Origin of the sequence: Rhizobium sp. BK491, assembly GCF_014194925.1 — a bacterium.
Classification (GTDB): Bacteria; Pseudomonadota; Alphaproteobacteria; order Rhizobiales; family Rhizobiaceae; genus Rhizobium.
In genome coordinates this window covers 191,517-217,418 of sequence record NZ_JACIAR010000005.1, presented here as the reverse complement: position 1 = coordinate 217,418, position 25,902 = coordinate 191,517, and the positions used below count along the sequence as shown (strand labels likewise).

Genomic DNA, 25,902 nt, shown 5'->3' with positions numbered 1-25,902 from the left:
TTCTCACTTCTTCTTCGGCAAACCCGGAAGCCCCGGGAAACCACCGCCAAGGCCTGGCAATTTGGCGCCGCCTAGACCGGGCAAACCGCCCCCGCCGCCCAGACCTGGCAAGCCACCCGGCAGACCGCCGGGGCGGCCGAGGCCGGCGGCTTCGGCCTGCTTCTGCAGGGCTTCGAGCTGCTTCGGGTCCATGTTCGACAGGTCGGGCATGCCGCCGGCCATACCCCCTAGGCCGCCGCCGAGGCCCATCTTGCCAGCGAGGCCGCCCATCAGCTGCTTCATCATGCCGCCTTTGCCCTTGCCGCCCATCATCTTCATCATGTCCGCCATCTGGCGGTGCATCTTTAGAAGCTTGTTGATGTCGGAGGCGTCGGTGCCGGAGCCGGCGGCGATGCGCTTCTTGCGGGAATGCTTGAGGAGGTCCGGATTGGCGCGCTCGGCCTTGGTCATCGAGGAGATGATGGCGAGCTGGCGCTTGAACAGACGGTCGTCGAGGCCGGCAGCGGCCATCTTGTCCTTCATGCCGGACATGCCGGGCATCAGGCCCATGATGCCGCCCATGCCGCCCATTTTCTGCATCTGGCCGAGCTGATCGGCGAGATCGTTAAGGTCGAACTTGCCCTTGGCCATCTTGGCGGCCATGGCGGCTGCCTTCTCGGCGTCGATATTCTCGGCCGCCTTCTCGACGAGCGACACGATGTCGCCCATGCCGAGGATACGGTCGGCGATGCGGCGGGGATGGAATTCTTCCAGCTCGCCCATCTTTTCGCCGACACCGATCAGCTTGATCGGCTTGCCGGTGACTGCGCGCATCGAAAGGGCGGCACCGCCGCGGCCGTCGCCGTCCATACGGGTCAGTACGAGGCCGGTGATCCCTACGCGCTCGTCGAAATTGCGGGCGAGGTTGACGGCGTCCTGACCGGTCAAGCTATCGGCGACCAGCAGGATTTCGTGCGGATTGGACTTCTTCTTGATATCCGCCATCTCGACCATGAGCGGCTCGTCGATATGCGTACGGCCGGCAGTGTCGAGGATGACGACGTCATGGCCGCCGAGCTTGGCGGCCTGTACGGCGCGTGCGGCAATATCGGTTGGCGACTGGCCGGATATGACCGGAAGCGTGTCGATGCCCGTCTGCACGCCGAGCTGGCGCAGCTGCTCCTGCGCCGCCGGGCGGCGTGTGTCGAGCGAGGCCATCAGGACCTTCTTGCGGTCGCGGCTTGTCAGGCGGTTGGCGATCTTGGCCGTGGTCGTGGTCTTACCCGAGCCCTGCAGACCGACCATCATGACGACGACCGGGGCAGGCGCATTAAGATCGATGCCCACGCCTTCGCCGCCGAGCATTTCGATGAGCTCGTCATGGACGATCTTGACGACCATCTGGCCGGGCTTGATCGACTTCAGGATTTCGGCGCCAACAGCCTTTTCGCGGACGCGATCGGTAAAGGAGCGAACGACATCCAGCGCCACGTCGGCTTCGAGCAGCGCGCGGCGAACCTCGCGCAGTGCCGCGGAAACATCGGCTTCCGAAAGCGCGCCGCGGCCAGTCAGTCCATTCAGAATGGAACCAAGACGGTCCTGGAGGTTTTCAAACATCGGTTCTTCCTTATCGATCGCTTGGGATTGGACTTGGCGCAATTTGCGCGGTTCCTCGCCCGAAAACGTCGTGCTTTTCCATGACGAAAACAAGACGCAAAGCCAAAAAGCACCCGAGGGCGCATCGCGCTGTCGGGTGTTGACCTCCGGGATCTCTTTATACCTAGATGGGTCCCGGTCGGTGGCTCGGAGGCTTGTGCTCGTCGCAGATTGCGGGCGATAAACAGGAAAAGGCCGGCAAAGTCAACCCAATGCGACCGAAATGCCTGAAATGCACGGATGACATCCCCATATCGATGTCGATTTGACCGTATCACCGTCTTCGAATTGTTGTATCGATCCCAGCCGTCAAGTGATTCCCCGAGACCGTTCCGAATGAATGATGCAGCCCTGACCGATCTTCTTGCTGCCTGTCGCGCTTACGCCGGCGGCCGAGTGGACACCCGTTTCAACGTCGCGGCGCAAGCCTTCTATGCGAGTGCCAAGGCCCAGCCGAAGATCGCGGCGCGGGCGGCGCGCGAGCTCAGCCGCCTGCCGCCACCTGGAGCCGCCGTTCTTGCCAATATGCTCGGCACCATCGTCGAAAAGGGCGGTGCGGTGGAGCGCAGCGGTCCGGCCGTCTGGGAGCTCTATCTGGCGTGGCTGCCGCAGATTCACCGCGGCTTTGCCGGCCGCAAGGAGCTTAGCCCACGGCAAAGGCAGCTGCTCGATGCTTTTCAGCTGCTCGGCCAATCGGCGGTTTCGCATCTTTCCGGCATGCCGCAGGAGCGTGCACTCGCTGCCGGCAACAAGGCGCTGATGGCGATGCTTGCGGAATTGCAGGATTATACGCCGGGTGCGGCCTGGGTCCGCCAAGTGCTCTTGAGCCGCAGCGATGATCTGCTGGTGCTGCATCTGCCGAGCCGTCAGGGTTTTCGCCTGCGGTATGAGAATATCGTCAATTGCTTTCATCTGTTCACGCTCATCCAGGCGGCCTTCGGCGAGAGATTGCCCGGCGGTCGGGCGCCCAACCGGTTCATTGTCGATATGGCGCGCTGCGTGACCGTGGTCGAAGAGGGCAATGACGAGCCGTGGTGGCGCTACCAGACGGTGCGGCCGGATGAGTCAGGCCTTGACGATATTTCCGGCGAGGAATCCGTCGAGACGATTTTCCGCATCGATGGTCGGCAGATCATTGTGCTCTCACCTCCGGTCGAAGGCGCGGCGTTGTGGGATACCAGCTTCTTCACGCCGCAGCTCTTTGCCATGCCGGCAAATGTCGTGCTTGAGGAGACGCTGACGCCTTCCGAGGCTGAAGAATGGTTTGCCAAAGCCGGCTTTCCCACCGCCGAGGCAGCAGGTACCCAAGGAGCGGACAAGCCATGACAAGCTCCTCCGGCTCTGCCAGGAAGAATCCCTATTATCAAGGTCCGGTTTCCGATCATTTCGACGGCCGGCGTTTCTTCAACCCGGGCGGCGTAGCGCCGGGCAACGCGCTCGATCTTTTGCGTTGGCAGCTCGGCGGCGGGCGGGTGCGCTGGCCCAATCCCGTCATCAGCGCCTTTCCGCCGGCCAAGCCGGACCGGCATGTTTTTGGCGAGCAGATGCGGGTCACCATGGTCGGCCATGCGTCGATGTTGGTGCAGGTCGCCGGGTTGAATATCCTGACCGATCCTGTCTGGTCGGAGCGGGTTAGCCCCTTCCGCACCGTCGGGCCGAAGCGCGTGGTGCCGCCCGGCATCCGCTTCGAGGATCTGCCCCATATCGACCTCGTGTTGGTGACGCATAATCACTACGACCACCTCGATCTCGCCACCCTTGCCCGCCTGCAGCAGGCGCATCGGCCAAAGATCGTCACGCCGCTCGGCAACAATACCATTATCCGCCGTACCGTTCCGGATGCCGACATCACCGTTGTCGACTGGGGCGATCGCGTTGAGGTCAGAGGCGGAGTGACGATCGATACCGAGCCCTGCCATCATTGGTCGGCGCGCGGCATGGGCGACCGGCGCATGGCGCTATGGGCGGCATTCGTGCTGACCACGCCGGCAGGCAAGATCTATCATGTCGGTGATACCGGCTTTCACGACGGCATCAACTATGACGCCGTCCGGCAAAAACATGGCGGCTTCCGCCTCGCGATCCTGCCGTTTGGTGCCTATGAGCCGCGCTGGTTCATGAAGGGCCAGCACCAGAATCCGGAAGAGGCGGTCAGGGGCATGAAGCTCTGCAACGCCGCATATGCCGCCGGGCATCACTTCGCGACGTTCCAGCTGACGGACGAGGGCATCGATGCGCCCGTTCAGGCGTTGGATGCCGCGCTGAAGGCAGAAAGCGTCGAGTCGGAGCGGTTTCGGCCGCTAAGGGCTGGCGAGGTTTTTGACGTTCCGGTTGTGTGAGCGTTGGCGCTTGGGCCGAAAGTTCCTTCTCCCCCTGGGGAGAAGGTGGCCCGAAGGGTCGGATGAGGGGCCATCGCTTCTGATCCAACGGGTTTTGTGCCCCTGGCAACCCCCTCATCCGCCTGTCGGCACCTTCTCCCCAAGGGGAGAAGGGGTTTTCAGAAAGCCCTATGCCTATCTCGACTTACTGCGTAATCTCAGGCTCGACGAGTTTCGCCAGATTGATCAGCGATTCCTGCCAGCCGAGATAGCAGGCCTCCGGGGGAATGACGTCCGGAATGCCGGCCTGGGTGATGTTGACCTCGGTTCCCACCAGCACCTTTTTCAACGTCACCGTCACTTCCATTTGGCCGGGCAGGTTGGGGTCGTCGAACCTGTCTGTGTAGCGCACCAGTTCGCCGGGAACGAGCTCGATATATTCACCGCCGAAGGCGTGGACTTCGCTGGTCGTAAAATTGCGGAACGACATCTTGAACGCGCCGCCGACTTTTCCTTCGAAGTGGTGCACGCTGCAGGCAAAACCGTTCGGCGGCAGCCACTTGGCAAGTGCGTCGGCTTCGATAAATGCGCGATAGACTTTCTCCGGGCTTGTGGCGAGGACGCGATGCAGGCTTATGGTATTCGGCATGGTCATAATCCCTATGGTTTTACGAAGTGGACGAGCCTAGGACGTGGCAATGTTTGACAATCCGACATGGCGAATGATTTTTTCTGGAAATAAATAACGTCAAGGCTGCTTGGCGGGATTTTCGTTGCGGTCAAAGCACGAGCCACCCGTACTCGTGGTTCGAGACGGCCTTGCAGGTCGCCCCACCATGAGGACTATGTCCTTTATTTGGATTGCAACTCGCTCCGCCCTCATCCGGAGCCCGTCGAAGGATCGGGGCGGCCCGGAGACCGCGGCCAAATCTGAAAATTGTCGTCCTTCACGTCCCACTGGTAATTCCCCCGCATTTCCGCCATATACAGCTCGAAAACACTGACGGATATGACATCATGAGCAATACGGTCGAATTCGCGAGGATGAACGGGCTTGGCAACAAGATCCTGGTCGTCGACATGCGCGGCCGCAAGGATGTGGTGACGGCCGAGGCGGCGATCGCGCTCAATGCCGACCCAGCAACCCAGTTCGACCAGATCATGGCGATCCATGACCCGAAGGTTGATGGCACCGATGCCTGGATCGATATTCTGAACTGCGATGGCACGAAGGCGCAGGCCTGCGGCAACGGCACGCGCTGCGTCGTGCAGGCGCTGGCGGCCGAAACCGGCAAAAAGGTGTTCACCTTCCAGACCGTCGCCGGCATCCTCAATGCCAGAGAGCATGAGGACGGCACGATCTCGGTCGATATGGGCACGCCGGTCTTTGACTGGGACAAGATCCCGCTTGCCGAGGAATTTGCCGATACCAGCCGCATCGAGCTGCAGATCGGGCCGATCGACAATCCCGTCCTGCATTCGCCTTCCGTGATGTCGATGGGCAATCCGCACGCAATCTTCTGGGTGGACAGGGACCCGATGTCCTTCGATCTCGATCGCTTCGGCCCGCTGCTCGAAAACCACCCGATGTTTCCCGAGCGCGCCAATATCACGCTGGCACAGGTGCTTTCGCCAACGCTTCTACGCACCCGCACCTGGGAGCGTGGCGCCGGCCTGACGCTTGCCTGCGGTTCGGCCGCCTGTGCTGCCGCCGTCAGCGCCGCGCGTACCGGCCGCACCGGCCGCAAGGTGACGATCGAGGTTGCCTCTGCGCCTGCGCCAGGCAAGCTCACCATCGAATGGCTAGACAGTAACGACCATGTCGTCATGACTGGGCCTGCCGAATGGGAATGGTCCGGCACGGTCGATCCGGTCACGGGCAGCTTCTCGCGCGATCCGGAGCAGGGGGCTCAGGCGCGGTGAGCGGGGTCGAGGTCATTACCTTCGGCTGTCGTCTCAATACCTATGAATCCGAAGTGATGAGGGCCGAGGCGGAGAAAGCCGGGCTCAACAATGCCATTCTGGTCAATACCTGCGCCGTAACAGGCGAAGCCGTGCGCCAGGCGCGGCAGGCGATCCGCCGCGCGCGGCGTGACAATCCGCATGCCCGCATCATCGTGACAGGTTGCGCGGCGCAGACCGAGAAACAGACCTTTGCAGAAATGGCAGAAGTCGATGCCGTGCTGGGCAATGAGGAGAAGCTGAAGAGCACCTCCTACCGCTCCCTGCCGGATTTCGGCGTTTCGGCGGAAGAGAAGCTGCGCGTCAACGACATCATGAGCGTGCGGGCCACCGCGCCGCAGATGATCCGCCACATCGACGGTCACGTGCGGGCCTTCATCCAGGTGCAGAATGGCTGCGATCACCGCTGCACCTTCTGCATCATCCCCTATGGCCGCGGCAATTCGCGCTCCGTGCCCATGGGTGCCGTTGTCGACCAAGCCCGCAATCTGGTCGAAAGCGGTTATCGCGAGATCGTACTGACCGGCGTCGATGCCACGAGCTATGGCGCCGATCTGCCGGGAACGCCCCCGCTCGGCCTGCTTGCCAAAACTCTGCTGAAGCAGATCCCCGAGATCCGAAGGTTGCGGCTGTCCTCGATCGACAGCATCGAGGCCGATCAGCATCTGATGGGTCTGATCGCCGACGAGCCGCGCTTCATGCCGCATCTGCATCTCTCGCTGCAGCATGGCGACGACATGATCCTCAAGCGGATGAAGCGGCGGCACTCGCGCGCTGACGCCGTGCGTTTCATCGAGGATGTGCGCCGCCTGCGCCCCGAGACGAGCTTCGGCGCAGATATGATCGCCGGTTTCCCGACGGAAACGGAAGAAATGTTCGCCAATGCCGTCGGCCTGGCTGAAGAGGCCGGCATCGCGCATCTGCATGTTTTCCCTTACAGCCCGCGTCCCGGCACACCCGCCGCCCGCATGCCGCAGCTCGATCGCGGCCTGATCAAGGAACGCGCCGCCCGCCTGCGCGAGGCCGGACAGAGATTGCACCAGGCGCATCTCGACAAGATGGTCGGCACGCGGCAATGGCTGCTTGTGGAGAATGGCGGGCTGGCGCATACGGAAAACTTCACGCTTGTTGCCGCCCCCGGCCTTCGCCCGCGCGACCTTGTGCAGGTCGCAATCACCGGCCACAATGGCAAGCACCTCGACATGCAACTTCTGGCCGCCGACGCGGCCTAATGCTTCAACGGACACTTCATGGCGCTCGGTTTCATCAAAAAAGTCTTCACCTTCGGCCGTGAAAAGCCGGCCGAGGAGCAGGCGCCTGCGGAGGATTCTCAGAAGGTTGAGGTGCCTATTGCAGAACAGGAAGCGCCGCCTGTTGTCGATGCTTCGCCGGCTTCCGAGCCTGCTGAGATCGCGTCGCCCTCCTCTGTCCCTTTGGGACATCTCCCCCGCGAGGGGGGAGATCGGTTGGAGGATGTCGCGCCGGCTGAGCAAGAGCCACAGGCTGGAGAGCCCGCAGACGTTTCCGGCGCCAAAGAGACTGAGGCCGCTGAGACTTCCGGTTCCCTTGAGGTCGAGTCGCAAGAGCAGCCCGAAGATCGTCAGGCAATCGAACCGGAGCAAGCTGCAGATACCGAAGCTAATCTAGTTCCGGAAGAGCATCCCATCGAACCGATCTCCCCCCTTGTGAGGGAGATGTCCGATAGGACAGAGGGGGGTGAAGAAGCTTCGGCAAACTCTGACCTTTCGTCGAAGAACGCAGAAACGCCGACAGCCCCGGAACCTTCATCCGAAACCAGCGAACCCTCGGTCGAAGCCCCCAATCTCCCCAAGGGCTTCTCCACTGCCGCCTCGGCCCCCGAGCCCGTCCCCGAAGCGCCAAAACAGAAACTCTCCTGGTTCCAGCGCCTGCGAGCCGGGCTGGCGCGCACCTCGTCGCAGCTGACGGGGCAGATCGCGGCGCTTTTCACCAAGCGTAAGCTTGACGATCAGACGCTGCAGGATCTGGAGGATCTGCTGATCCAGGCCGATCTCGGCGTCGAGACGGCGATGCGGGTCACCGATACGCTCGCCTCGGAGCGCTATGGCAAGGATGTGACGGGCGAAGATGTCAGCCGCATCATGGCTCAGGAGATTGCCAAGGTGCTGAAGCCGGTCGCCAAGCCCCTGCAGCTCGATCTCAGCCACAAGCCGCATGTCATTCTCGTCGTCGGCGTCAATGGCACCGGCAAGACGACGACGATCGGCAAATTGGCCGCAAAGCTCTCCGGTGCGGGGCTGAAGGTCACGCTCGCCGCCGGCGATACTTTCCGTGCGGCTGCCATCGAGCAATTGAAGATCTGGGCCGAGCGCACTAAGTCGGATTTCATCGGTACCAAGATCGGGGCGGATGCCGCCGGCCTTGCCTTCGATGCCTTCCAGCAGGCCAAGGCCAACAAGAGCGACGTTTTGATCATCGATACCGCCGGGCGTCTGCAGAACAAGGCGGAGCTGATGGCCGAGCTTGAAAAGATCGTGCGCGTGCTCGGCAAGCTCGATCCGGATGCGCCGCATACCGTGCTGCAGACGCTGGATGCGACGACCGGCCAGAACGCGCTGAACCAGGTGGAAATCTTCCGCAATGTCGCCGGCGTCAACGGATTGATCATGACTAAGCTCGACGGCACGGCCCGCGGCGGCATCCTCGTCGCCATTTCGGCCAAGCATAAGCTGCCAGTCTATTTCATCGGCGTCGGCGAGGGTGTAGACGATCTCGAGCCGTTCGAGGCCGAGGATTTTGCCCATGCCATTGCGGGTACGGGGGCTGTAAACAGCCAATGAATGACAAGAACAAATTCGATGACAAGTTTGATGACAGGGAAAGTGCCGCAATGACGACCAGCGACAGCGATCTCACCCCAAGTGCTGCCGACAAACACCACCCTATGCTGAAGCTGGTGCTGGAACTCGGGCCTTTGCTGGTGTTCTTCTTCGGCAATCTGCGTGGCGACTGGCTGGTGCAGCATTTCCCACAGCTGGCAGCGCTCGGTGGCCCGCTTTTCGTCGCCACCGGCCTGTTCATGGCGGCGACGGTGATCTCGCTCATCGTCTCGAAGGTCATGCTCGGTCACCTGCCGCTCATGCCTTTCGTCTCTGGCATCGTGGTGCTGATCTTCGGCGCGCTCGGCATTTACCTGCAGAACGAAACCTTCATCAAAATGAAGCCGACCATCGTCAATGCGCTGTTCGGCGTCGCGCTGCTCGGCGGTCTTGCCTTCGGCAAGTCGCTGCTCGGCTATGTCTTCAATGCCGCCTTTCAGCTGGATGCCGAGGGCTGGCGCAAGTTGACGCTGCGCTGGGGCATTTTCTTCTTCGTTCTCGCCGTGCTTAACGAAGTCGTCTGGCGTGGTTCGAACTGGCTCTACCTGCCCGACACCAAGGCGGCGGATAATCTCTGGGTGAACTTCAAGGTCTGGGGAACGATGCCGATCACCATCCTCTTCACTCTGTCGCAGATGCCGCTGATCATGAAGCACACGATCGAACAACCGGCGGAAAACGGTAAATGAGCGAAGCCATCGACGCCCAAAGCCGCTATCGGCAACAGAGCTTCTGGTTCATCGCGTGCGCCGTCGTTCTGCTCGTGCAGATCGTCACCGAATATATGATGGGCCGCGTGCCGATCTGCACCTGCGGCTACGTCAAGCTTTTCGAGCCGGTGGTGAAATCCAGCGGCAATTCACAGCACATCGCCGACTGGTATACGCCGTCGCACATCATCCACGGCTTCCTTTTCTTTGGGCTCACGCATCTGATCATGCGTGGCAAACCGCTGTCGATGCGGCTCTTCATTGCCATGCTGATCGAATCCGGCTGGGAAATCTTGGAGAATTCCCCGATCATCATCAACCGATATCGCGCCGCGACGATCTCGCTCGATTATGTCGGCGACAGCATTCTCAATTCGTCGATGGATGCCGTTTTCATGGTCATCGGCTTCCTGTTTGCCTGGCGTGCGCCGGTCTTGGTGACAGTCGTCATTGCCATCTTCTTTGAACTGCTTACCGGCTATCTGATCCGCGATAATCTCACGCTGAACGTGTTGATGCTGGTGTGGCCGGTCGAGGCGATCAAGACGTGGCAGAGTGCGCTTTAAGCAATCAGGATTTGCCAGTTGCCTTCGCTATCGCCGGATAAAGCCCTTCCTTCAGGCTGGTTGGCGTGAAGGGGCCGACCTGTTTGTAGAGGATCGTACCGTCGGGAGAAACGAGGTAGGATTCCGGAATGCCGTAGACGCCCCAGTCGATGGCGGCCGAGCCGTTCGGGTCGATGCCGATGGCGTTGTAGGGATTGCCGAGCTCGCCGAGGAAGCGCAGCGCATTCTCGCTCGTATCCTTATAATTGATCGCGACGATATTGAGCCGGCCGTCCTTGGCGAGTTCCTTCAGCACAGGATGCTCGTCGCGACAGGGAATGCACCATGAGGCGAAGACGTTGACGAGGGTCAGCTTGCCCTTGATGGCGTCATCGGTCAGTGCCGGCAGGTTGGAGCCGTCGAGCGGCGCCAGCGCTAATTTCGGCGCCTTGGTGCCGATCAGGGCCGAGGGAATGGCCGATATATCGGTGCCGTGCACTTCCTGGTCATACATGACCTTGCCGACGGCAAATGCGATGCAGGCAAAGACGATCAGTGGAATGAGCGCCAGCAGATAGCGCGCGGTGCCGCTGGATTTCGGCTGATCCTTGTTATCGGCATCCGTGGTCATTTCGTCTCGTTTTCCGATGGGCGCTGCGAGCGGCGGCGGATGCCAGAGGCTTCCAATGCGGCGAGCTCTCGGCGGCGCAGGCGTCCGTCGATCCAGATCCAGGCGATGATGGCGAGGATCATGAAGGCGGCAAAGCCATAGGAGCCGAAGACGTAGAAGGGATGCGACATTCTAGTCCTCCCGGCTTGCCATACGCGCGGCCATACGGCGCTGCGTCGCGATGCGGCGGCGCCAGATCTCGTTGCGAATCGCCATCAGGTGCAGCGTGAAGAACAGCAGCGTGAAGGCGAGCGCCATCGTGAAGAGCGGCCAGAGGAATTCCGCATCGATGGCCGGGCCATCCATGCGCATGATGCTTTCCGACTGATGCAGCGTGTTCCACCAGTCCACGGAGAACTTGATGATCGGGATATTGATGAAGCCAACCAGCGTCAGGATCGAGGCGACGCGAGCGGCCTTCGACGGATCGTCCATGGCGCGGTTGAGCGCAATCAAGCCGAGATACATCAGGAAAAGGATGAAGACCGAGGTCAGACGCGCATCCCAGACCCAATAGGTGCCCCACATCGGCTTGCCCCAGAGCGAGCCGGTGACCAGCGCGATCAGGGTGAAGGCGGCGCCGAGCGGGGCGGCCGTCTTGCCGGCGACATCGGCCAGCGGATGGCGCCAGACCAGCGTGCCGATCGCCGACATGCTCATGATCGTGTAGCACATCATCGACAGCCAGGCGGCCGGAACGTGGATGTACATGATGCGGACGGTGTCGCCTTGCTGGTAGTCCCCCGCAGTGGAGAAGGACAGGTAGAGTCCGATCGCTAGGAGTATGGCTGTAATCGTCGCCAGCCAGGGAATGAGACGCGCCGAAAACGCCAGAAACCGCGTGGGGTTGGCGAGGTCGGAAAAACGGCTGATCGCAGTGATATCGCTCATGCGGCTTGTTTAACCCGATATGGCTTTTCCGGCAATCGACCGCATTGCCTCAGATGGGCGAAACAGTATCTCCATGAGAGCCTTTCCGCTTTTCTTCGAAACGCGAAAACGCTCTATCCTTTTGTATTTACGCAATTCCGGACGGAAAACCGCTTCACACTTTTCCTGGAATTGCTCTGATCAATCCGTCGTGTTCCGCAAGGCAAGGGCGGCGGCCACCGGGCCGAGGACCGCGAAGAACAAGGTGAGCGCGATCAGGATCAGGAACGGCGGCAGGAAGGGCTGCGGTCCCTCGACGGCGGCATAGGTGGCGCTGACGCCGAAGATCAGCACGGGAATGGTGAGCGGTAGCACCAGAATGGAGACCAGCAACCCGCCGCGCGGCAGCGCCACGGCGACGGCGGCACCGACCGCGCCGATGAAGGTGAGCGCAGGCGAGCCAACGAGCAACGTCAGGGCCGTCGTCGCGATCGCGGTCTCGTTCATATTCATAAAGAGGCCGAGCAGCGGCGAGGCGATGACAAGCGGCAGGCCGGTCGCCACCCAATGGGCCGCGCATTTGATGAAGACCGTCAGCACCAGCGGCGTTTCCTGCATGACGAGCAGATCGAGCGAGCCATCGTCGCGTTCGGCCTGGAACAGTCGGTCGAGGCCGAGGAGGCTTGCGAGCAACGCGCCGATCCAGACGATGGCAGGGCCGATGCGCGAGAGAAGTTTGAGGTCGGGGCCGACGGCGAAAGGGATGATGGCGACGACGGTCAGGAAGAACAGGATACCGATCAACGCCCCGCCGCCGGCGCGCACCGAAAGTCTGAGGTCGCGGAAGAAGAGGGCGGTCATGCGTAATGGCTTTCAAAACGTTTGTGGAGATCGCCTTTCGCGTGGCTCAAGGCGCGAGAAGCTGGTGCTTCTCGCCACCCCTCTCTGCCCCTTCGGGGCATCTCCCCCACAAGGGGGGAGATCGATAGCCTGCCGCTCACTCGACGCCAAACAATGTCTTTCTGCACTCGCAGATTCTGTCGCGGTTGCTTTGGGCAAGCAGCTGCCGTCGACAATCTCCCCCCTTGTGGGGGAGATGTCACGATAGTGACAGAGGGAGGTAACTCATCGCGCAGCGATGAGCTTTTCCACAGAGACAGAGGGTGGCATCGCAGGCTCGACAAATTCAACATCACCCCCACACCCCCTCACTCGCCCCGGCAAACCCCGTCATCCGCATCTCCTGTACGTTCTCCAAGCCCAGCGGCTGGTGCGTTGCCGCAAGAACGATGCCGCCGCTTTTTTGATGCGTGGTGATCAGATCGGCGAAGAGCCGGTCGGCGGAGCTGTCGAGCGCTGCCGTCGGTTCGTCCAGGATCCAGATAGGGCGGTAGGCGACCAGAAGTTTGGCGAAAGCGATTCGCTGCTGCTGGCCGGCGGAGAGATAACCGAAGGGCAGATGCGTGATGTCGGCAAGCCCGACGGCGTCGGCCGCTTCATCGACATTCAGACTGGAGCCGCCCGGCATATCGCCGAGGAAGGTTTTCCAGAAGATCAGATTTTCGGCCACAGTCAGCTCGGATTTCATCGCATTGCGATGGCCGAGATAGTGGCTGGCTTCGCCCGCCGGCCGGCCCGATTCGCCGTCCTTTCCGGTGAATGCGACACGACCCTTTTCCGGTCTGAGAAGGCCCGCCACAACGCGCAGCAGCGTCGATTTTCCCGACCCGTTGCGGCCGGTCAAAACGAGTGCGTCTCCACTCGCCAAGTTGAAGGAAACATTCAAGAAAATCAGGTCTTCCCCCCGCCTCGTAGCCAGATTTTCAGCGCTTAGATGCATTCGCTCGGGCTTTCCCTATTTTCTTTACCGCAACGCGCAAAAAATTGTCGAAATTTGCGCTTTGTCACTCTGGCAAGTCTTTACGAAATTATCTATAAGACCTGCAACCACGCCAGCGGTCGGCGTGAATTTCATCCTTGCGCCGAACATAAGGTTTTCTGCCTTACGTGCGGACAGCGGAAATGGCCGTACCCGCATCCTGATGTGCATAAAGTGCATAGGCGTTCGCACGACTGTGTTGGCTATCAGAAACGGGGTATCTCGTGTCTAAATCTCTTGACAGTTTCAATTGTCGTTCCACGCTGACCGTGGGCGGGAAAGACTATGTCTATTTCAGCCTGCCCAAGGCTGAGGCGAATGGTCTGCCCGGCGTTTCCAAGCTGCCTTACTCCATGAAGGTGCTTCTGGAAAACCTGCTGCGTTTTGAAGACGGGCAGTCAGTCACGAAGGAACATATCCTTGCCGTCGCCGAATGGCTGACCAACAAGGGCACCGTCGAGAACGAAATCGCCTATCGCCCGGCGCGCGTGCTGATGCAGGACTTCACCGGCGTTCCGGCCGTCGTCGACCTTGCTGCCATGCGCGACGCCATGGTCTCCCTCGGCGGCGATCCGGAAAAGATCAATCCGCTCGTGCCCGTCGACCTCGTCATCGACCACTCCGTCATCGTCGACGAATTCGGCACGCCGCAGGCTTTTGCCAAGAACGTCGAGCTGGAATACCAGCGCAACGGCGAGCGCTACCGCTTCCTGAAGTGGGGCCAGCAGGCATTCAAGAATTTCCGCGTCGTTCCCCCCGGCACCGGCATCTGTCACCAGGTCAACCTCGAATATCTCGGCCAGACCGTCTGGACGAAGGAAGAGGACGGCGAAACGATCGCCTATCCCGACACCTGCGTCGGCACCGATTCGCACACGACCATGATCAACGGCCTCGGCGTTCTTGGCTGGGGTGTCGGCGGTATCGAAGCTGAAGCTGCCATGCTCGGCCAGCCGGTCTCCATGCTGCTTCCTGAGGTCATCGGCTTCAGGCTGACCGGCAAGCTCAAGGAAGGCGTCACCGCGACCGACCTCGTTCTGACCGTCGTGCAGATGCTGCGCAAGAAGGGCGTCGTTTCCAAGTTCGTCGAATTCTTCGGCCCCGGCCTCGACAACATGCCGCTCGCTGACCGTGCCACCATCGGCAACATGGGTCCGGAATACGGCGCGACCTGCGGCTTCTTCCCGGTCGACAAGGAAACGCTGAACTATCTCAACATGTCCGGCCGCGCCAAGGACCGTATCGCGCTCGTCGAGGCCTATTCGAAGGCTCAAGGCATGTGGCGTGACAATGACGGTTCCGACCTCGTCTTCACCGACACGCTGGAACTCGACCTTAACGACGTCGTTCCGTCGATGGCCGGCCCGAAGCGTCCGGAAGGCCGTATCGCGCTGGAAAACATCGCTTCCGGCTTCGCGACCTCGCTCGAAACCGAATACAAGAAGCCCGGCCAGCTCTCCAACCGCTATGCGGTCGAAGGCACGGATTTCGACATCGGCCATGGCGACGTTGCAATTGCCGCCATCACCTCCTGCACCAACACCTCCAACCCGTCGGTGCTGATCGCCGCCGGCCTTCTCGCCCGCAACGCCGTCGCCAAGGGCCTGAAGACCAAGCCGTGGGTCAAGACCTCGCTCGCACCGGGATCTCAGGTTGTCGGCGAATATCTTGCCAAGTCCGGCCTGCAGGCCGATCTCGACAAGCTCGGCTTCAACCTGGTCGGCTTCGGCTGCACCACCTGCATCGGCAATTCCGGCCCGCTGCCGGCGCCGATCTCGAAGACGATCAACGATAAGGGCCTGATCGTATCGGGCGTCCTCTCCGGCAACCGCAACTTCGAAGGCCGCATCTCGCCCGACGTCCAGGCGAACTATCTCGCTTCGCCGCCGCTCGTCGTCGCCTACGCGCTCGCCGGCTCGGTGCAGCTCGACCTGACGAAGGAGCCGATCGGCGAAGACCAGAACGGCAAGCCGGTGTTCCTCAAGGACATCTGGCCGACCTCGCAGGAAGTACAGGAATTCATCCTGAAATACGTCACCCGCGAGCTCTACGAGACCAAGTATGCGGACGTCTTCAAGGGCGATGCCAACTGGCAGGCCGTGCAGGTTCCTCCGGGCCAGACCTATGCCTGGGACGACAACTCGACCTATGTGCAGAACCCACCCTACTTCGTAGGCATGGGCAAGAAGGGCGCCGGCATTTCCGACATCAAGGGCGCTCGCGTTCTCGGCCTTTTCGGCGACAAGATCACCACCGACCACATTTCGCCGGCCGGTTCGATCAAGGCTGCCTCGCCGGCCGGCTCCTACCTCATCGGCCATGGCGTCGGCGTCGCCGACTTCAACCAGTACGGCACGCGCCGCGGCAATCATGAAGTCATGATGCGCGGCACCTTCGCCAACATCCGCATCCGCAATCACATGCTCGGCCCGAACGGCAAGGAAGGTGGCTACACCATCCATTATCCGTCCAAGGAAGAGACGTCGATCTACGATGCGGCCATGCAGTACAAGGCCGAGGGCGTTCCGCTCGTCATCTTCGCAGGTGTCGAATACGGCAACGGCTCGTCGCGCGACTGGGCTGCCAAGGGCACGAACCTGCTCGGCGTGCGCGCCGTGATCGCACAGTCCTTCGAGCGCATCCACCGCTCGAACCTCGTCGGCATGGGCGTCATCCCCTTCGTCTTCGAGGAAGGCACCACCTGGGCAAGCCTCGGCCTGAAGGGCGATGAACTGGTCACGATCGAAGGCCTGGAAAACATCAAGCCGCGCGAGCGCAAGATCGCCAAGATCACCTATGGCGACGGCTCCGTGAAGGATGTTCCGATCATCTGCCGCATCGATACGCTGGATGAGGTCATCTACGTCAACAATGGCGGCATCCTGCAGACGGTTCTGCGCGATCTCGCTGCCTGATAGGCATTCAACACTGTTATTGGAGGCCGCGGGAAAACTCTTCCGGCGGCCTCTTGTTTTTCACGGTGATGTGTACGGCGAGACTTCCGCTCACTCCGGCCTCACCCCATCGTGACTTTGCGTCAGCGCGTTAAACTATTATCTCTTGTTTCAGATTTTTCGGGCTTGATGTGGCCTGGTCGCCCCAAGAAGCGCGAGTTTTGCAGAGCCCGTGTAGGCAGACGGCGCTCGAGATTGGATGCAGAGGTAGAGATAGAATGCGCCTTCGATTTTTGGTTCCACTTCTGGCAGGCATCGCGCTGGCAAGTTCGCTGCATGCGCAGGAGGCTCCGAAAATCAAGGGCGTCGTCGAACTCTTCACTTCGCAGGGCTGCGCGTCCTGTCCCCCCGCCGACGCGGCCTTTCGCAAGCTGATCCGCCAGGGCAATGTCGTGGCGCTTGCCTACCATGTCGACTATTGGAACTACCTCGGCTGGAACGACACCATGGCGTCCAAGGACAATACCGCGCGCCAGTATGCCTATGCCCGGACGATGGGCCGCAGCGGGGTTTATACGCCACAGGCGATCGTCAATGGCAGGGACCATATGAACGGTGCCGATCTCAGTGGCATCAACGTCAAGCTCGACGAGTTTGAGCGCCTTGGTGAGGGCCTGATGGTTCCGGTCAGTGCCGCCATGAAGGGCGACGAGCTGGAGATCAAGATCGGAGCCGGGCAGGGCAAGGCCAATGTGGTTGCCGTCTATTTCGACAAGGAGCAGATGGTGGCGCCGAAGGGCGGCGAAAATACCGGCCAGCAGATTGCCTATATGCATGCCGTCTCCGATGTCGAGACGGTGGGCATGTGGGACGGCAAGGCTATGAGCCTAGTGCTGCCCTCTACCGTGCTCGATAAAGCCGGCCGGCGAGGCCTCGCGATTCTGCTGCAGGCATCGACGCCTGCGGGCGATCCGGCCGCCATCCTGGGGGCGACTGTCTTGACTGTGGGCTCGGACGGCTGAGCGGTTTTTTCTGGAGCCCTTCATTCGGCTAGCGCCGAAAAGGGGAGGTGCCCGGCGAGGACGCATTCGGGGCTGGGGTTTAATCGATGCGCCCCGGCCGGGCCGTTTGACGCGGCGGCGCCAAACGGTTCCCTATACTTCCCGTAAATTGGGCGTCGTTTTGGCTGAAATGCGGCGCTGACGAGGTGCTTTCACAGCTGGGAAAGAAATTGTGAGCCGCCACCCGTCTTGCAATTTGATGTGGCTGAGGCAAACTGTCATTCTCCTGTCATGAGATAGCCCCTGGGGGATTGATGACTGATCAGCCGGATTTGAGACACGGTGAAAGCCGTTCCGTCGATACTAATTCATCCGTCGTCGTTGATCTCAGAGAATACAAACAGAGCAAGGACCCGCTGCCGGTGATGTTTCATCGCCGGGAGCTGGATGCGATTCTCTGGATCTATGGCCGCATGGTCGGCGAGGGCGAGTGGCGCGACTACGCCATCGACCATTTAAAGGACAAAGCGGTTTTCTCCGTCTTCAAGCGCTCCGGCGAGATGCCGCTCTTCCGCATCGAAAAGAATCCGAAGCTCTCGGCCAAGCAGGGCGCCTTTTCCGTCGTCAATACCAGCGGCATGATCCTGAAACGTGGTCATGACCTGAATCAAGTGCTGAAGGTTTTCGACAAGCAGCTGAAGCTGGTGGAGAAGTAGTTTCTGCGCGTTTCCGCAGCGGGCTAGGCGGCTCTGCAGACTGGCGGGTCAGATACTATCCCACAAACAATGTCCCCGGATAAACCGAAGGATCCGGATCGGTTTCCGCGCCGTGTCCGAGCGCCTTCTGCATCAGCATCGTATCCAGCCACCGGCCATGCTTGTAGCCGGTGCCTTTCAACAGGCCGGTTTCGGTGAAGCCTGCGGCGCGGTGTACGGCGACGGAGGCGGGATGGGCGCCGCCGATGACGGCGATCATCTGGCGGAAGCCAAGCGTCTGGCAGCTTTCGACGAGCGCATCGAGCAGCAACCGGCCGATGCCGCGCCCTCGAGCCTCCGGCGCCAGATAGATCGAGTCCTCCACCATCCAACGATAGGCCGGCCGCGTGCGGAAGGATGAGGCGTAGGCATAGCCGAGGAACGCGCCGGCATCGTCTTCCGCGACGAGATAGGGATAACCCTTGTCACGGATCGCCTCGAATCTGGCCGTCATTTCCTCCTGGCCCGGCGGCGTGATTTCGTAGCTTGCCGTGCCGTTGAGGACGGAATCTCTGTAGATGGCGGTGATATGGGGAAGGTCGTCTGAGGTTGCACTGCGGAGGCTGACGGACATTGCTTCTATTGCCTGATCTGCGAATTTGTGACGGGCGCTATCAAATCGCAGGGCGTGCGCCCGAGCAAACAAAAAAGGCGGCCGAAGCCGCCTTTTCGTATCTCATTCATGCCTTGCGATTAACGGCGGTTGCCCATGAATTGCAGCAGGAACATGAACAGGTTGATGAAGTCGAGGTAGAGCGACAGGGCACCCATGATCGCCTTGCGGCCAGCCACCGTCGCATCATCGGCGGTGTAGTACATTTCCTTGATCCGCTGCGTATCGTAAGCGGTGAGGCCTGCGAAGATCAGGACGCCGATCACGGAGATGGCGAACTGCAGGGCTGACGAAGCCAGGAAGATGTTGACGAGCGTCGCGATGATCAGGCCAAAGAGGCCCATCATCAGGAATGAGCCCATCGCCGACAGGTCACGCTTGGTCGTGTAGCCGTAGAGCGACAGCGCGCCGAAGGAGGCGGCGGTCACGAAGAAGGTCTGCACGACGCTCTGGCCGGTGTAGATGATGAAGATCGACGACAGCGACAGGCCCACCAGCGCGGCGTAGACCCAGAAGGTCGTCGTCGCGGCGGCCACACTCATGCGGTTGATCCTGAAGCTCAGGAAGAAGACCATTGCCAGCGGGGCGAGAATAACCACCCACTTCAGCGGGCTCAGATAGATCGCCTGGCCGAAAGCCGTGATCTGTCCGTTTGCGAAAGCGAGCGAGAAGGAGAGATAGGCGGCAACACCCGTGATCGCCAGACCCAGCGCCATCAGGTTATAGACCTTGAGCATATAGGCTCGAAGGCCCTCGTCTATCATCGCACCGGATTGCGCACCGCTCTGCGCCCGGTTTTGGTAATTGCGAAAGTCAGCCATGTTTTCCTCTTTCAAGCTCCGATTTGATTACGGTGTCGGGTCCTTCAAGGCCCAGGCGCCGCTGCGGAGCTCAGCATGCCTGCACAGAATATGAGGCTTTCGGGCCTTGTAGACAAGGGTCTAGCGGTCGGCCCCATGTTAAATCGGCGTAATATCGTGCCGATTCATCGCGTTCGGTTAATGCGCAAAGACGAATCAGAGTTCGCGCAGAACGGGCGCTGCTTTCTGCCCGAGAATCCGCCAAGTACCGATCAGGCCGATACCGACCGTCAAAATCAGGGCGATAATCAGCGTGGAGAGGGCAACGTCGGGCAGGAAGGCCGAGGGCAGGTGCATGATGCGGCTGACGATATACCAGGCGGAGGCAGCACCCGCGATCAAGGCGAAGACGGCGGTTGCCGCGCCCAGGATCAGGTATTCGTAGCTGAAGGCACGGATCAATGTTGCGCGCGTTGCGCCGAGCGTCTTGAGGATGACGGCATCGTGCGTGCGGGCGCGGTTGCCGGCGGCGAGCGCACCGGCCAGCACCAGCACTGACGCGATGAGCGCGACAGATGCGGCGGAACGAATGGCCGTCGCGAGTTGTCCCACAAGCGTGTTGACGACATCGAGAGCATCCTTGACGCGGACGCTTGTGATAGTCGGGTAGGTATTCGTGACTTTCCTCAGGATAGCTGCTTCCTGTTCGGAGGTGGCGGACGTGTCGGTCAGGGTGGCGAGCCAGGCGTGCGGGGCGCCCCTGAAGGTATTGGGCGAGAAGATCATCACGAAATTGATCGACAGCGACTGCCATTGAACCTTGCGGAAACTGGCGATCTTGGCGGTGATGTTGCGGCCGAGCACGTTGACGGTGACCTTGTCGCCGAGCTTCAGGCCAAGCGCCTTGCCTTCCTCTTCAGAGAAGGACACCAACGGCTCGCCGCCATAGTCCTTGTCCCACCATTTGCCTTCGGTGACCGAGGCGTTTTCCGGCACCGTATCGGCATAGGTGATGCCGCGGTCGCCGCGCAGGACCCATTGGCCTGCTGCCGGCACCTTCATCTTGGTGACATCCTCGCCGTTGAAGGCGACGATCCGGCCGCGCAGCATCGGCGCCTCGACGAGCTTGCCCTTGGGGTCGATGTCGAGCACGATCTTGCGAAAGCCTTCCAGCTCCGGCCCCTGAATGTCGACGAAGAAGAAATTCGGCGCCTGCTCGCTCATGCGGCCCATGAGCTCACGGCGCATATTGCCGTCGATCAGCGTCAGGGTCACCAACAGCGCCAGCCCAAGGCCGAGCGATAGCACGACGGAGGAGGTGAGCGCGCCTGGTCGGTGGATATTACCGATCGCCAGGCGCAGTGCAGGCGAGCGCACGCGCGGGCTGCGGCGGGCAAGCCAGGAAAGCACGGCGGCAACGGCGCGCAGCACTACGAAGGCGGCGGCAATCGAAACGACGAAGACGATCGCGATGAAGCGATCATAGGCGGTGACGATCGCCAAGGCAGCAAGTGCTGCCATCAGCACACCGGCGGCGAGCAGATAGGGCCAGCCGGGCAGGCGGCGCGCTTCGAATCCCTGCTCGCGAAACAGCGCCGTTGCCGGTACCTCGCGGGCATGGCCGAGCGGCGGAATGGCGAAGGCCAACGTCGTCAGCAGGCCGAAGACGGCAGCGAGCGTCAGCGCGCCGGGATAAAGCCGCGGAGCGGTGGAAATCGGCAGGAATTCCGCCATGAATTGCGACGCAATCATCGGCGCGATGGCGCCGAGGACGAGGCCAATTGCTATGCCGGCAAGCGCAATGACGGCGATCTGGATGAGATAGATCAGCACAACGACGAAGGCCGGCGCGCCCAGGCATTTGAAGGTGGCGATGGTCGTGCGCTTCGAATCGAGGAAGGCGCGTACGGCATTGGCAACGCCGACGCCGCCGACGATGAGCGCGGCCAGGCCGACCAGCGTCAGGAACTGCGAAAAGCGGGTGACGTTGTCGGCGAGCTGCGGCGCGGCGCGGTCGCTGCTGCGGATCGACCAGCCGGCTTGCGGGAAGGCGGCATTGGCGCGGTCGGTGAGATTGCGAAGGCCGGCTTTGGGGTTGTCCATGCGGATCTTGTAGGATTGCTCGACCAGACTGCCCGTGGTGATCAGGCCGGAAGCAATCAGGGCGTCGCGGCTGGTGAGCAGGCGCGGCGCGAAGCCGAAGCCTTCGGAGACGGCATCCGGCTCGCTCTGGATCGTACCCGATATGCGCAGCTTCGTATTGCCCAGCAGCAGATCGCTGCCGACCTTGAGGTTCAGGCGCTCCAGCAGCAGGGGCGCTACGACGGCGCCATAGGCGCCATCTTTTGCGGCCAGTAACGCCGAGAGCGGCTGATTAGGGTCGGCCTCAAAGGTGCCGTAGAGCGGATAGGCGTCATCGACGGCCTTAACTTCGACCAGCGCCTGGTCCGAGCCATCGGGCAGCCTCGCCATGGAGCGCAGGCCGGTGGAACGGGAAACTTTCCCTAGACTTTGGAGATAGGCGAATTCTTCCGGCGTCGCCTCGCGATTGCGCAGTTCGAAACGGGCATCGCCTGATAGCAGCGATTGTCCCTGCGTCGCGATCGCGTCAGTGATCGAGCGGGAAACGGAATTGACGGCGGCGATGGCACCGGTGCCGAGCGCGATGCAGGCGAGGAAGATGTAGAAGCCGCCAAGGCCGCCGCGCAATTCGCGCAGGGCAAGGCGGAAGGCAAGCGGCAGGCGCAGTCCCGCCGCCGCGCTCATGCAATGGCTGCCTGGTTGGTGCGCGTGCGCATGCTGTCGTTCTCGATTTCGCCGGAACGGACGCGGATCTGCCGCGAGCAGCGAGCGGCAAGGGCTGGATCATGGGTGACGAGCAGCATGGTCGTGCCGCGCTCGGCCTGCTGGGCGAAGAGCAGGTCGGCGATCTGTCGGCCGGTATCGGTATCGAGATTGCCGGTGGGTTCGTCGGCGATCAGGACGGCAGGGGAAGGCGCCAGCGCACGGGCGATCGCCACACGCTGCTGTTCGCCGCCGGAAAGCTGGCCGGGATAGTGATTGAGCCTTTCGCCCAGTCCCACCGCTTCCAGCTCACGCCTGGCGATGTCGAAGGCATCGCGGACGTTCGCAAGTTCCAGCGGCACGGCGACATTTTCGAGCGCTGTCATGTTGGCGATGAGGTGGAAGGATTGGAAAACGATGCCGATGTTGCGACCGCGGAAATCTGCGATCCGATCTTCGCTCAGGCTATGCAGTGGCGTGTCGCGGATCAGAAGTTCGCCGCTGTCGAGCTTTTCGAGGCCGGCCAGCACCATCAGCAGAGTGGACTTGCCGGAACCGGACGGGCCGACGATGCCCACCGATTCACCCTCCATGATGGTGAGGTCAATGCCCTTCAGCACATGGACTGATGCGGCGGCATTGCCGAGCGTCAAATCCGCCTTCTTCAGCTCGATGATAGTTTTTGCCAATGCGAACGCCCTATATATCAGAGAACATCAGAGACAATGGCGGGCGCGATTTGGCCCGAGCAGCGAATTTAGGGAATGGATCATGGGTTTTAAAGTTGCTGCGCTTCACTTCGCTGTCATCACTTTCGGTCTTTTGTTTGGCGCGGTTCATTCTGCCAATGCACGGACGATCCAGTTGGTCGGCTTCGGTGACAGCCTGATGGCAGGCTATCAGCTGCCGCCGGGCGACGGCTTTCCCGCGAAGCTGGAGGCGGCGCTGAAGGCCAAAGGGCTCGATATCGCCGTCGCCGATGCCGGCGTTTCGGGCGATACGACCTCAGGCGGCCTCTCGCGCATCGACTGGTCGGTGCCTGATGGCACTGATGGTGTGATCCTGGAGCTTGGCGCCAATGACGCACTGCGCGGCATTCCGCCGGAACAGACGGAAAAGAACCTCGAGACGATGATCGAGCGATTGAAGGACAGGAAGATCCCGATCCTTCTCATCGGCATGCTGGCGCCGCCGAACATGGGTGGCGACTACGCCGATAAATTCAACCCGATCTACAAGCGGCTGGCCGACAAATACCAGCTTTCGCTCTATCCGTTCTTCCTCGATGGCGTTGCCACCCATGCGGATTTGCAGCTTTCGGACGGGATGCATCCGAACCCCAAGGGGGTCGATGTGATGGTCGAGCATATGTTGCCTGATGTTATGAGTTTTGTAGGGATGATTGACGCAGGTGCGAAATAGATGCTTGCACCGACTGCAAATGCGTGATTCCCTACCTGTACCTGCAAGAGATTCGGGGAGTGCTCGTCATGCCGAGACTTTTTACCGCCCTCGAAATTCCGCGCAATGCGGCCATGAGCCTGTCATTGTTGCGCGGTGGTCTCCCGGGAGCCAGGTGGATCGACGTTGAAAATTATCATATCACCTTGCGCTTCATCGGCGATGTCGATGGCCGCACGGCGGATGAGATCGTCGACCGGCTGGACCGGATAGATCGACCTGAATTCCAGCTTCGGCTGGAGGGCATCGGTTCCTTCGGCTCCAAGAAACCGCATTCGGTTTGGGCCGGGGTCTCGCAGACACCGGATATGTTCGCGCTGCAAGGCGAGATCGAGCGCATCTGCCAGCGGATCGGCCTGCAGCCGGATCCACGCAAGTTCACGCCGCATGTGACGCTCGCCAGGCTGAAGTCCTCGCGGGTCGACGATGTCGTGCACTATCTCTCCGGCCGCGGCAATTTCTACACACAGCCCTTCACGGTCGGGCGCTTCGTGCTTCTGTCCTCGCGCGAATCTGTCGGTGGCGGTCCTTATCTCACCGAAGAGATATTCCCGCTTCACGAGCCCCGCAGCGCGTTCCCAACTTTGGGCAACAGCGCGCTGCAGCCTGCCAAGAGCATGGTATAAACAGCTTCGAAATCCTCGCGGTCGCCGTAGTAGGGATCAGGGATGTCCTTGTTGCTGCCAAGCGTAAGGACATTGAAGAGATGCAGTTTGCCGAGGGAATCGGCGGGCGCTGTCTTGCGCAAGTTCTTCAAATTGTCTTGATCCATTGCCAGGATAAGATCGAACCGGCTGAAATCGGTCGGCTCAATGCGGCGGGCGCGCTGGGCTGAAATATCGATTCCGTGGCCGGCGGCGACCGCAACCGAGCGGCGATCCGGGCGTTCTCCCTGATGCCAGCCGCCGGTACCGGCTGAATCAATCTCGAACTCGCCACCACGCCCGGCCTCATCAGCCAGATGCCTGAATATGCCTTCAGCGAGGGGCGAGCGGCAGATATTGCCCGCGCAGACGAAAAGAACCCTGTGACGATCCATGTATCGTTCAACCGCTAGAGCTTTTACGCAATTCCAAGAAAACCGCTACGCACAATTCCTAGAATTGCTTTAGAGAGGAGTGACTTGCCATGAAATACGACAAGCTGGACCGGGCGGCAATCGATGAAAATCTTGCGGAGCTCTCCGGCTGGGCGCTTGCGGCCGACGGGCTTTCGATTTCGAAGACCTTCAAGTTTCGCAATTTCGTCGAAGCCTTCGGCTTTATGACGGAAGCAGCCCTTGCTGCGGAAAAATTCAACCATCATCCGGAATGGTTCAACGTCTATTCCCGGGTCGAGGTGAGACTGACGACGCATGACGTCGGCGGCCTGACCGATCATGACGTCAAGCTGGCGAAGGCGATGGAGAAGGCAGCCGCGCGCCGGATCGATTGAATCGCGCCAGGCGATCACCATATGTTTACACGGTCCGGCCGACGGGCCTCGATTGAGGTGAATGGAATGGATGACATCAAGTACGGGGAAATCCTGATGCCTGGTGACGAAGAGACCCAAAAAGAGCAGGAGAAATCGGTGCGCAGAAAATTCTGGCCGACCTTGCGGAAGGCGGCTCGCCATATCCCGTTTTCACGCGATGTCGTGGCCGCATTCTATTGCGCGCTCGACCCGCAGACGCCGACCCGTGTTCGTGGCATATTGCTGGGCGCGCTCGGCTATTTCGTCATGCCCGTCGATATCATTCCCGATTTCTTTGCCGTCATCGGCTATTCCGACGACGTTGCGGTGCTGACGCTCGCGTTCAGCATGATCAGGGGGCATATCCGCCAGGAGCATTATGACGCCGCTGACCGGGCTCTGCAGAACGAGCCCGAGGCCATGAAGACGGCATAATGGCGGCTTTTCCTGACCGGTTCGAATCTTCTCAGTTTTCCAGAGCTTTATGAGGGGGACCTGATTTTAGCGAGGTCAAATTCTTGCCTGAATCTTTCTGTCTTAAATCGAATCTGTTGGGTGGTACTCCACCATCCGGGTTTTCCAATTCCTTCTTGTGCCTTTCAAGCTTCGTGCGATACCTGGGTTGAAATGACACGGAGCCAGTGGCGGGCGGCTCTTCGTTGACGGTTTGGTAACCTGAATAAAGTCAAAAT

Annotated in this window: 26 protein-coding genes; 14 read left to right on the top strand and 12 right to left on the bottom strand. The window is 60.8% G+C overall.

Annotated features, from left to right (window positions below; all coding sequences use genetic code 11):
• Window positions 1–3: 3 nt before the first annotated feature.
• Entirely contained in the window at window positions 4–1,596 is a 1,593-nt protein-coding gene (gene ffh / locus FHX05_RS22850; RefSeq protein WP_112412904.1) for a signal recognition particle protein, read from the bottom strand.
• Window positions 1,597–1,971: 375 nt separating this feature from the next.
• Here ffh and FHX05_RS22845 point away from each other — a divergent pair, with 375 nt between their 5' ends.
• Window positions 1,972–2,961, top strand: a complete 990-nt coding sequence (locus FHX05_RS22845) for a hypothetical protein (RefSeq protein ID WP_183874710.1) — start codon at window positions 1,972–1,974, stop codon at window positions 2,959–2,961.
• A complete protein-coding gene (locus FHX05_RS22840) occupies window positions 2,958–3,974 on the top strand; it encodes an MBL fold metallo-hydrolase (protein ID WP_183874708.1) in 1,017 nt (338 codons plus the stop codon). Before FHX05_RS22845 ends, FHX05_RS22840 begins: the two co-directional genes overlap by 4 nt.
• A gap of 184 nt (window positions 3,975–4,158) precedes the next feature.
• Here the strand turns inward: FHX05_RS22840 and FHX05_RS22835 are convergent, their stop codons facing one another.
• Complete coding sequence (locus FHX05_RS22835; RefSeq protein WP_162708046.1) at window positions 4,159–4,602, bottom strand: SRPBCC family protein; 444 nt, start codon at window positions 4,600–4,602, stop codon at window positions 4,159–4,161.
• 368 nt (window positions 4,603–4,970) lie between these two features.
• Here FHX05_RS22835 and dapF point away from each other — a divergent pair, with 368 nt between their 5' ends.
• Genes dapF through FHX05_RS22810 form a run of 5 tightly spaced genes read left to right on the top strand, consistent with a single transcriptional unit; the run spans window position 4,971 to window position 10,049 of the window.
• Window positions 4,971–5,876 (top strand): diaminopimelate epimerase, encoded by a 906-nt coding sequence (dapF, locus tag FHX05_RS22830; RefSeq protein WP_112607893.1) that lies wholly within the window; start codon window positions 4,971–4,973, stop codon window positions 5,874–5,876.
• The gene (gene mtaB, locus FHX05_RS22825; protein WP_183874706.1) at window positions 5,873–7,147 is read left to right on the top strand and encodes a tRNA (N(6)-L-threonylcarbamoyladenosine(37)-C(2))-methylthiotransferase MtaB; all 1,275 of its coding nucleotides are present in this window, start codon (window positions 5,873–5,875) and stop codon (window positions 7,145–7,147) included. The genes dapF and mtaB overlap by 4 nt, the downstream gene beginning before the upstream one ends.
• Before the next feature lie 18 nt (window positions 7,148–7,165).
• Complete coding sequence (ftsY, locus tag FHX05_RS22820) at window positions 7,166–8,734, top strand: signal recognition particle-docking protein FtsY (protein ID WP_183874704.1); 1,569 nt, start codon at window positions 7,166–7,168, stop codon at window positions 8,732–8,734.
• Window positions 8,731–9,462: a septation protein A gene (locus tag FHX05_RS22815; protein ID WP_183874702.1), complete on the top strand. Its 732-nt coding sequence runs from the start codon at window positions 8,731–8,733 to the stop codon at window positions 9,460–9,462. Before ftsY ends, FHX05_RS22815 begins: the two co-directional genes overlap by 4 nt.
• Window positions 9,459–10,049, top strand: a complete 591-nt coding sequence (locus FHX05_RS22810; RefSeq protein WP_183874700.1) for a DUF2585 domain-containing protein — start codon at window positions 9,459–9,461, stop codon at window positions 10,047–10,049. Before FHX05_RS22815 ends, FHX05_RS22810 begins: the two co-directional genes overlap by 4 nt.
• Before the next feature lie 4 nt (window positions 10,050–10,053).
• On the opposite strand, the gene FHX05_RS22805 is transcribed toward FHX05_RS22810, so the two are convergent.
• The 5 genes from FHX05_RS22805 to ccmA all read right to left on the bottom strand — a co-directional run bounded on the left by FHX05_RS22805 (window position 10,054) and on the right by ccmA (window position 13,408).
• Window positions 10,054–10,659, bottom strand: coding sequence for a DsbE family thiol:disulfide interchange protein (locus FHX05_RS22805; RefSeq protein ID WP_112336319.1), 606 nt, complete (start codon window positions 10,657–10,659; stop codon window positions 10,054–10,056).
• Window positions 10,656–10,829 (bottom strand): heme exporter protein CcmD, encoded by a 174-nt coding sequence (ccmD, locus tag FHX05_RS22800; protein ID WP_112607883.1) that lies wholly within the window; start codon window positions 10,827–10,829, stop codon window positions 10,656–10,658. The genes FHX05_RS22805 and ccmD overlap by 4 nt, the downstream gene beginning before the upstream one ends.
• 1 nt (window position 10,830) lies before the next feature.
• Window positions 10,831–11,589, bottom strand: a complete 759-nt coding sequence (locus FHX05_RS22795; protein WP_183714969.1) for a heme ABC transporter permease — start codon at window positions 11,587–11,589, stop codon at window positions 10,831–10,833.
• Window positions 11,590–11,769: 180 nt separating this feature from the next.
• Window positions 11,770–12,429, bottom strand: coding sequence for a heme exporter protein CcmB (ccmB, locus tag FHX05_RS22790; RefSeq protein WP_112607879.1), 660 nt, complete (start codon window positions 12,427–12,429; stop codon window positions 11,770–11,772).
• A gap of 331 nt (window positions 12,430–12,760) precedes the next feature.
• Complete coding sequence (gene ccmA / locus FHX05_RS22785; RefSeq protein WP_183874698.1) at window positions 12,761–13,408, bottom strand: heme ABC exporter ATP-binding protein CcmA; 648 nt, start codon at window positions 13,406–13,408, stop codon at window positions 12,761–12,763.
• Window positions 13,409–13,671: 263 nt separating this feature from the next.
• On the opposite strand from ccmA, the gene acnA reads away from it, so the two are divergent.
• The 3 genes from acnA (at window position 13,672) to FHX05_RS22770 (ending at window position 18,058) form a co-directional block, all read left to right on the top strand.
• The gene (acnA, locus tag FHX05_RS22780; protein ID WP_112607875.1) at window positions 13,672–16,362 is read left to right on the top strand and encodes an aconitate hydratase AcnA; all 2,691 of its coding nucleotides are present in this window, start codon (window positions 13,672–13,674) and stop codon (window positions 16,360–16,362) included.
• 257 nt (window positions 16,363–16,619) lie between these two features.
• The gene (locus FHX05_RS22775) at window positions 16,620–17,363 is read left to right on the top strand and encodes a thioredoxin family protein (RefSeq protein ID WP_112336325.1); all 744 of its coding nucleotides are present in this window, start codon (window positions 16,620–16,622) and stop codon (window positions 17,361–17,363) included.
• A gap of 293 nt (window positions 17,364–17,656) precedes the next feature.
• Window positions 17,657–18,058, top strand: a complete 402-nt coding sequence (locus tag FHX05_RS22770; RefSeq protein ID WP_183874696.1) for a DUF2794 domain-containing protein — start codon at window positions 17,657–17,659, stop codon at window positions 18,056–18,058.
• A gap of 55 nt (window positions 18,059–18,113) precedes the next feature.
• On the opposite strand, the gene FHX05_RS22765 is transcribed toward FHX05_RS22770, so the two are convergent.
• The 4 genes from FHX05_RS22765 to FHX05_RS22750 form a co-directional block, all read right to left on the bottom strand.
• Entirely contained in the window at window positions 18,114–18,671 is a 558-nt protein-coding gene (locus FHX05_RS22765) for a GNAT family N-acetyltransferase (protein WP_183874694.1), read from the bottom strand.
• Window positions 18,672–18,790: 119 nt separating this feature from the next.
• On the bottom strand, window positions 18,791–19,531 hold the full coding sequence (locus FHX05_RS22760; protein WP_075853634.1) for a Bax inhibitor-1/YccA family protein: 741 nt from the start codon (window positions 19,529–19,531) through the stop codon (window positions 18,791–18,793).
• Window positions 19,532–19,726: 195 nt separating this feature from the next.
• A complete protein-coding gene (locus tag FHX05_RS22755) occupies window positions 19,727–22,276 on the bottom strand; it encodes an ABC transporter permease (RefSeq protein ID WP_183874692.1) in 2,550 nt (849 codons plus the stop codon).
• Window positions 22,273–22,983, bottom strand: a complete 711-nt coding sequence (locus FHX05_RS22750; RefSeq protein WP_183874690.1) for an ABC transporter ATP-binding protein — start codon at window positions 22,981–22,983, stop codon at window positions 22,273–22,275. Before FHX05_RS22750 ends, FHX05_RS22755 begins: the two co-directional genes overlap by 4 nt.
• An 82-nt stretch (window positions 22,984–23,065) precedes the next feature.
• On the opposite strand from FHX05_RS22750, the gene FHX05_RS22745 reads away from it, so the two are divergent.
• Both FHX05_RS22745 and thpR read left to right on the top strand, forming a co-directional pair.
• Window positions 23,066–23,716, top strand: a complete 651-nt coding sequence (locus FHX05_RS22745; protein ID WP_183874688.1) for an arylesterase — start codon at window positions 23,066–23,068, stop codon at window positions 23,714–23,716.
• Between the two features lie 68 nt (window positions 23,717–23,784).
• Window positions 23,785–24,381: an RNA 2',3'-cyclic phosphodiesterase gene (gene thpR / locus FHX05_RS22740; RefSeq protein WP_015341452.1), complete on the top strand. Its 597-nt coding sequence runs from the start codon at window positions 23,785–23,787 to the stop codon at window positions 24,379–24,381.
• Here thpR and FHX05_RS22735 read toward each other — a convergent pair.
• On the bottom strand, window positions 24,312–24,794 hold the full coding sequence (locus tag FHX05_RS22735) for a low molecular weight protein-tyrosine-phosphatase (protein ID WP_183874686.1): 483 nt from the start codon (window positions 24,792–24,794) through the stop codon (window positions 24,312–24,314). The genes thpR and FHX05_RS22735 overlap by 70 nt on opposite strands.
• Window positions 24,795–24,883: 89 nt before the next feature.
• Between FHX05_RS22735 and FHX05_RS22730 the strand changes: the two genes are divergently transcribed.
• Both FHX05_RS22730 and FHX05_RS22725 read left to right on the top strand, forming a co-directional pair.
• Window positions 24,884–25,189, top strand: a complete 306-nt coding sequence (locus FHX05_RS22730) for a 4a-hydroxytetrahydrobiopterin dehydratase (protein ID WP_112336332.1) — start codon at window positions 24,884–24,886, stop codon at window positions 25,187–25,189.
• Between the two features lie 66 nt (window positions 25,190–25,255).
• Entirely contained in the window at window positions 25,256–25,645 is a 390-nt protein-coding gene (locus FHX05_RS22725; protein ID WP_112336333.1) for a YkvA family protein, read from the top strand.
• Window positions 25,646–25,902: the final 257 nt, after the last annotated feature.

Excerpts from the sequence above, each read along its gene's own strand:
- FHX05_RS22775 (WP_112336325.1), top strand. The coding sequence starts at position 16,620 with ATGCGCCTTCGATTTTTGGTTCCACTTCTGGCAGGCATCGCGCTGGCA.
- ffh (WP_112412904.1), bottom strand. The coding sequence starts at position 1,596 with ATGTTTGAAAACCTCCAGGACCGTCTTGGTTCCATTCTGAATGGACTG.
- FHX05_RS22755 (WP_183874692.1), bottom strand. The coding sequence starts at position 22,276 with ATGAGCGCGGCGGCGGGACTGCGCCTGCCGCTTGCCTTCCGCCTTGCC.
- FHX05_RS22725 (WP_112336333.1), top strand. The coding sequence starts at position 25,256 with ATGGATGACATCAAGTACGGGGAAATCCTGATGCCTGGTGACGAAGAG.
- FHX05_RS22760 (WP_075853634.1), bottom strand. The coding sequence starts at position 19,531 with ATGGCTGACTTTCGCAATTACCAAAACCGGGCGCAGAGCGGTGCGCAA.
- dapF (WP_112607893.1), top strand. The coding sequence starts at position 4,971 with ATGAGCAATACGGTCGAATTCGCGAGGATGAACGGGCTTGGCAACAAG.
- FHX05_RS22770 (WP_183874696.1), top strand. The coding sequence starts at position 17,657 with ATGACTGATCAGCCGGATTTGAGACACGGTGAAAGCCGTTCCGTCGAT.
- ftsY (WP_183874704.1), top strand. The coding sequence starts at position 7,166 with ATGGCGCTCGGTTTCATCAAAAAAGTCTTCACCTTCGGCCGTGAAAAG.
- FHX05_RS22815 (WP_183874702.1), top strand. The coding sequence starts at position 8,731 with ATGAATGACAAGAACAAATTCGATGACAAGTTTGATGACAGGGAAAGT.
- FHX05_RS22765 (WP_183874694.1), bottom strand. The coding sequence starts at position 18,671 with ATGTCCGTCAGCCTCCGCAGTGCAACCTCAGACGACCTTCCCCATATC.
- FHX05_RS22730 (WP_112336332.1), top strand. The coding sequence starts at position 24,884 with ATGAAATACGACAAGCTGGACCGGGCGGCAATCGATGAAAATCTTGCG.
- FHX05_RS22810 (WP_183874700.1), top strand. The coding sequence starts at position 9,459 with ATGAGCGAAGCCATCGACGCCCAAAGCCGCTATCGGCAACAGAGCTTC.
- FHX05_RS22845 (WP_183874710.1), top strand. The coding sequence starts at position 1,972 with ATGAATGATGCAGCCCTGACCGATCTTCTTGCTGCCTGTCGCGCTTAC.
- FHX05_RS22835 (WP_162708046.1), bottom strand. The coding sequence starts at position 4,602 with ATGCCGAATACCATAAGCCTGCATCGCGTCCTCGCCACAAGCCCGGAG.
- ccmB (WP_112607879.1), bottom strand. The coding sequence starts at position 12,429 with ATGACCGCCCTCTTCTTCCGCGACCTCAGACTTTCGGTGCGCGCCGGC.
- FHX05_RS22795 (WP_183714969.1), bottom strand. The coding sequence starts at position 11,589 with ATGAGCGATATCACTGCGATCAGCCGTTTTTCCGACCTCGCCAACCCC.
- FHX05_RS22840 (WP_183874708.1), top strand. The coding sequence starts at position 2,958 with ATGACAAGCTCCTCCGGCTCTGCCAGGAAGAATCCCTATTATCAAGGT.
- ccmD (WP_112607883.1), bottom strand. The coding sequence starts at position 10,829 with ATGTCGCATCCCTTCTACGTCTTCGGCTCCTATGGCTTTGCCGCCTTC.
- FHX05_RS22805 (WP_112336319.1), bottom strand. The coding sequence starts at position 10,659 with ATGACCACGGATGCCGATAACAAGGATCAGCCGAAATCCAGCGGCACC.
- FHX05_RS22745 (WP_183874688.1), top strand. The coding sequence starts at position 23,066 with ATGGGTTTTAAAGTTGCTGCGCTTCACTTCGCTGTCATCACTTTCGGT.
- ccmA (WP_183874698.1), bottom strand. The coding sequence starts at position 13,408 with ATGCATCTAAGCGCTGAAAATCTGGCTACGAGGCGGGGGGAAGACCTG.
- thpR (WP_015341452.1), top strand. The coding sequence starts at position 23,785 with ATGCCGAGACTTTTTACCGCCCTCGAAATTCCGCGCAATGCGGCCATG.
- FHX05_RS22735 (WP_183874686.1), bottom strand. The coding sequence starts at position 24,794 with ATGGATCGTCACAGGGTTCTTTTCGTCTGCGCGGGCAATATCTGCCGC.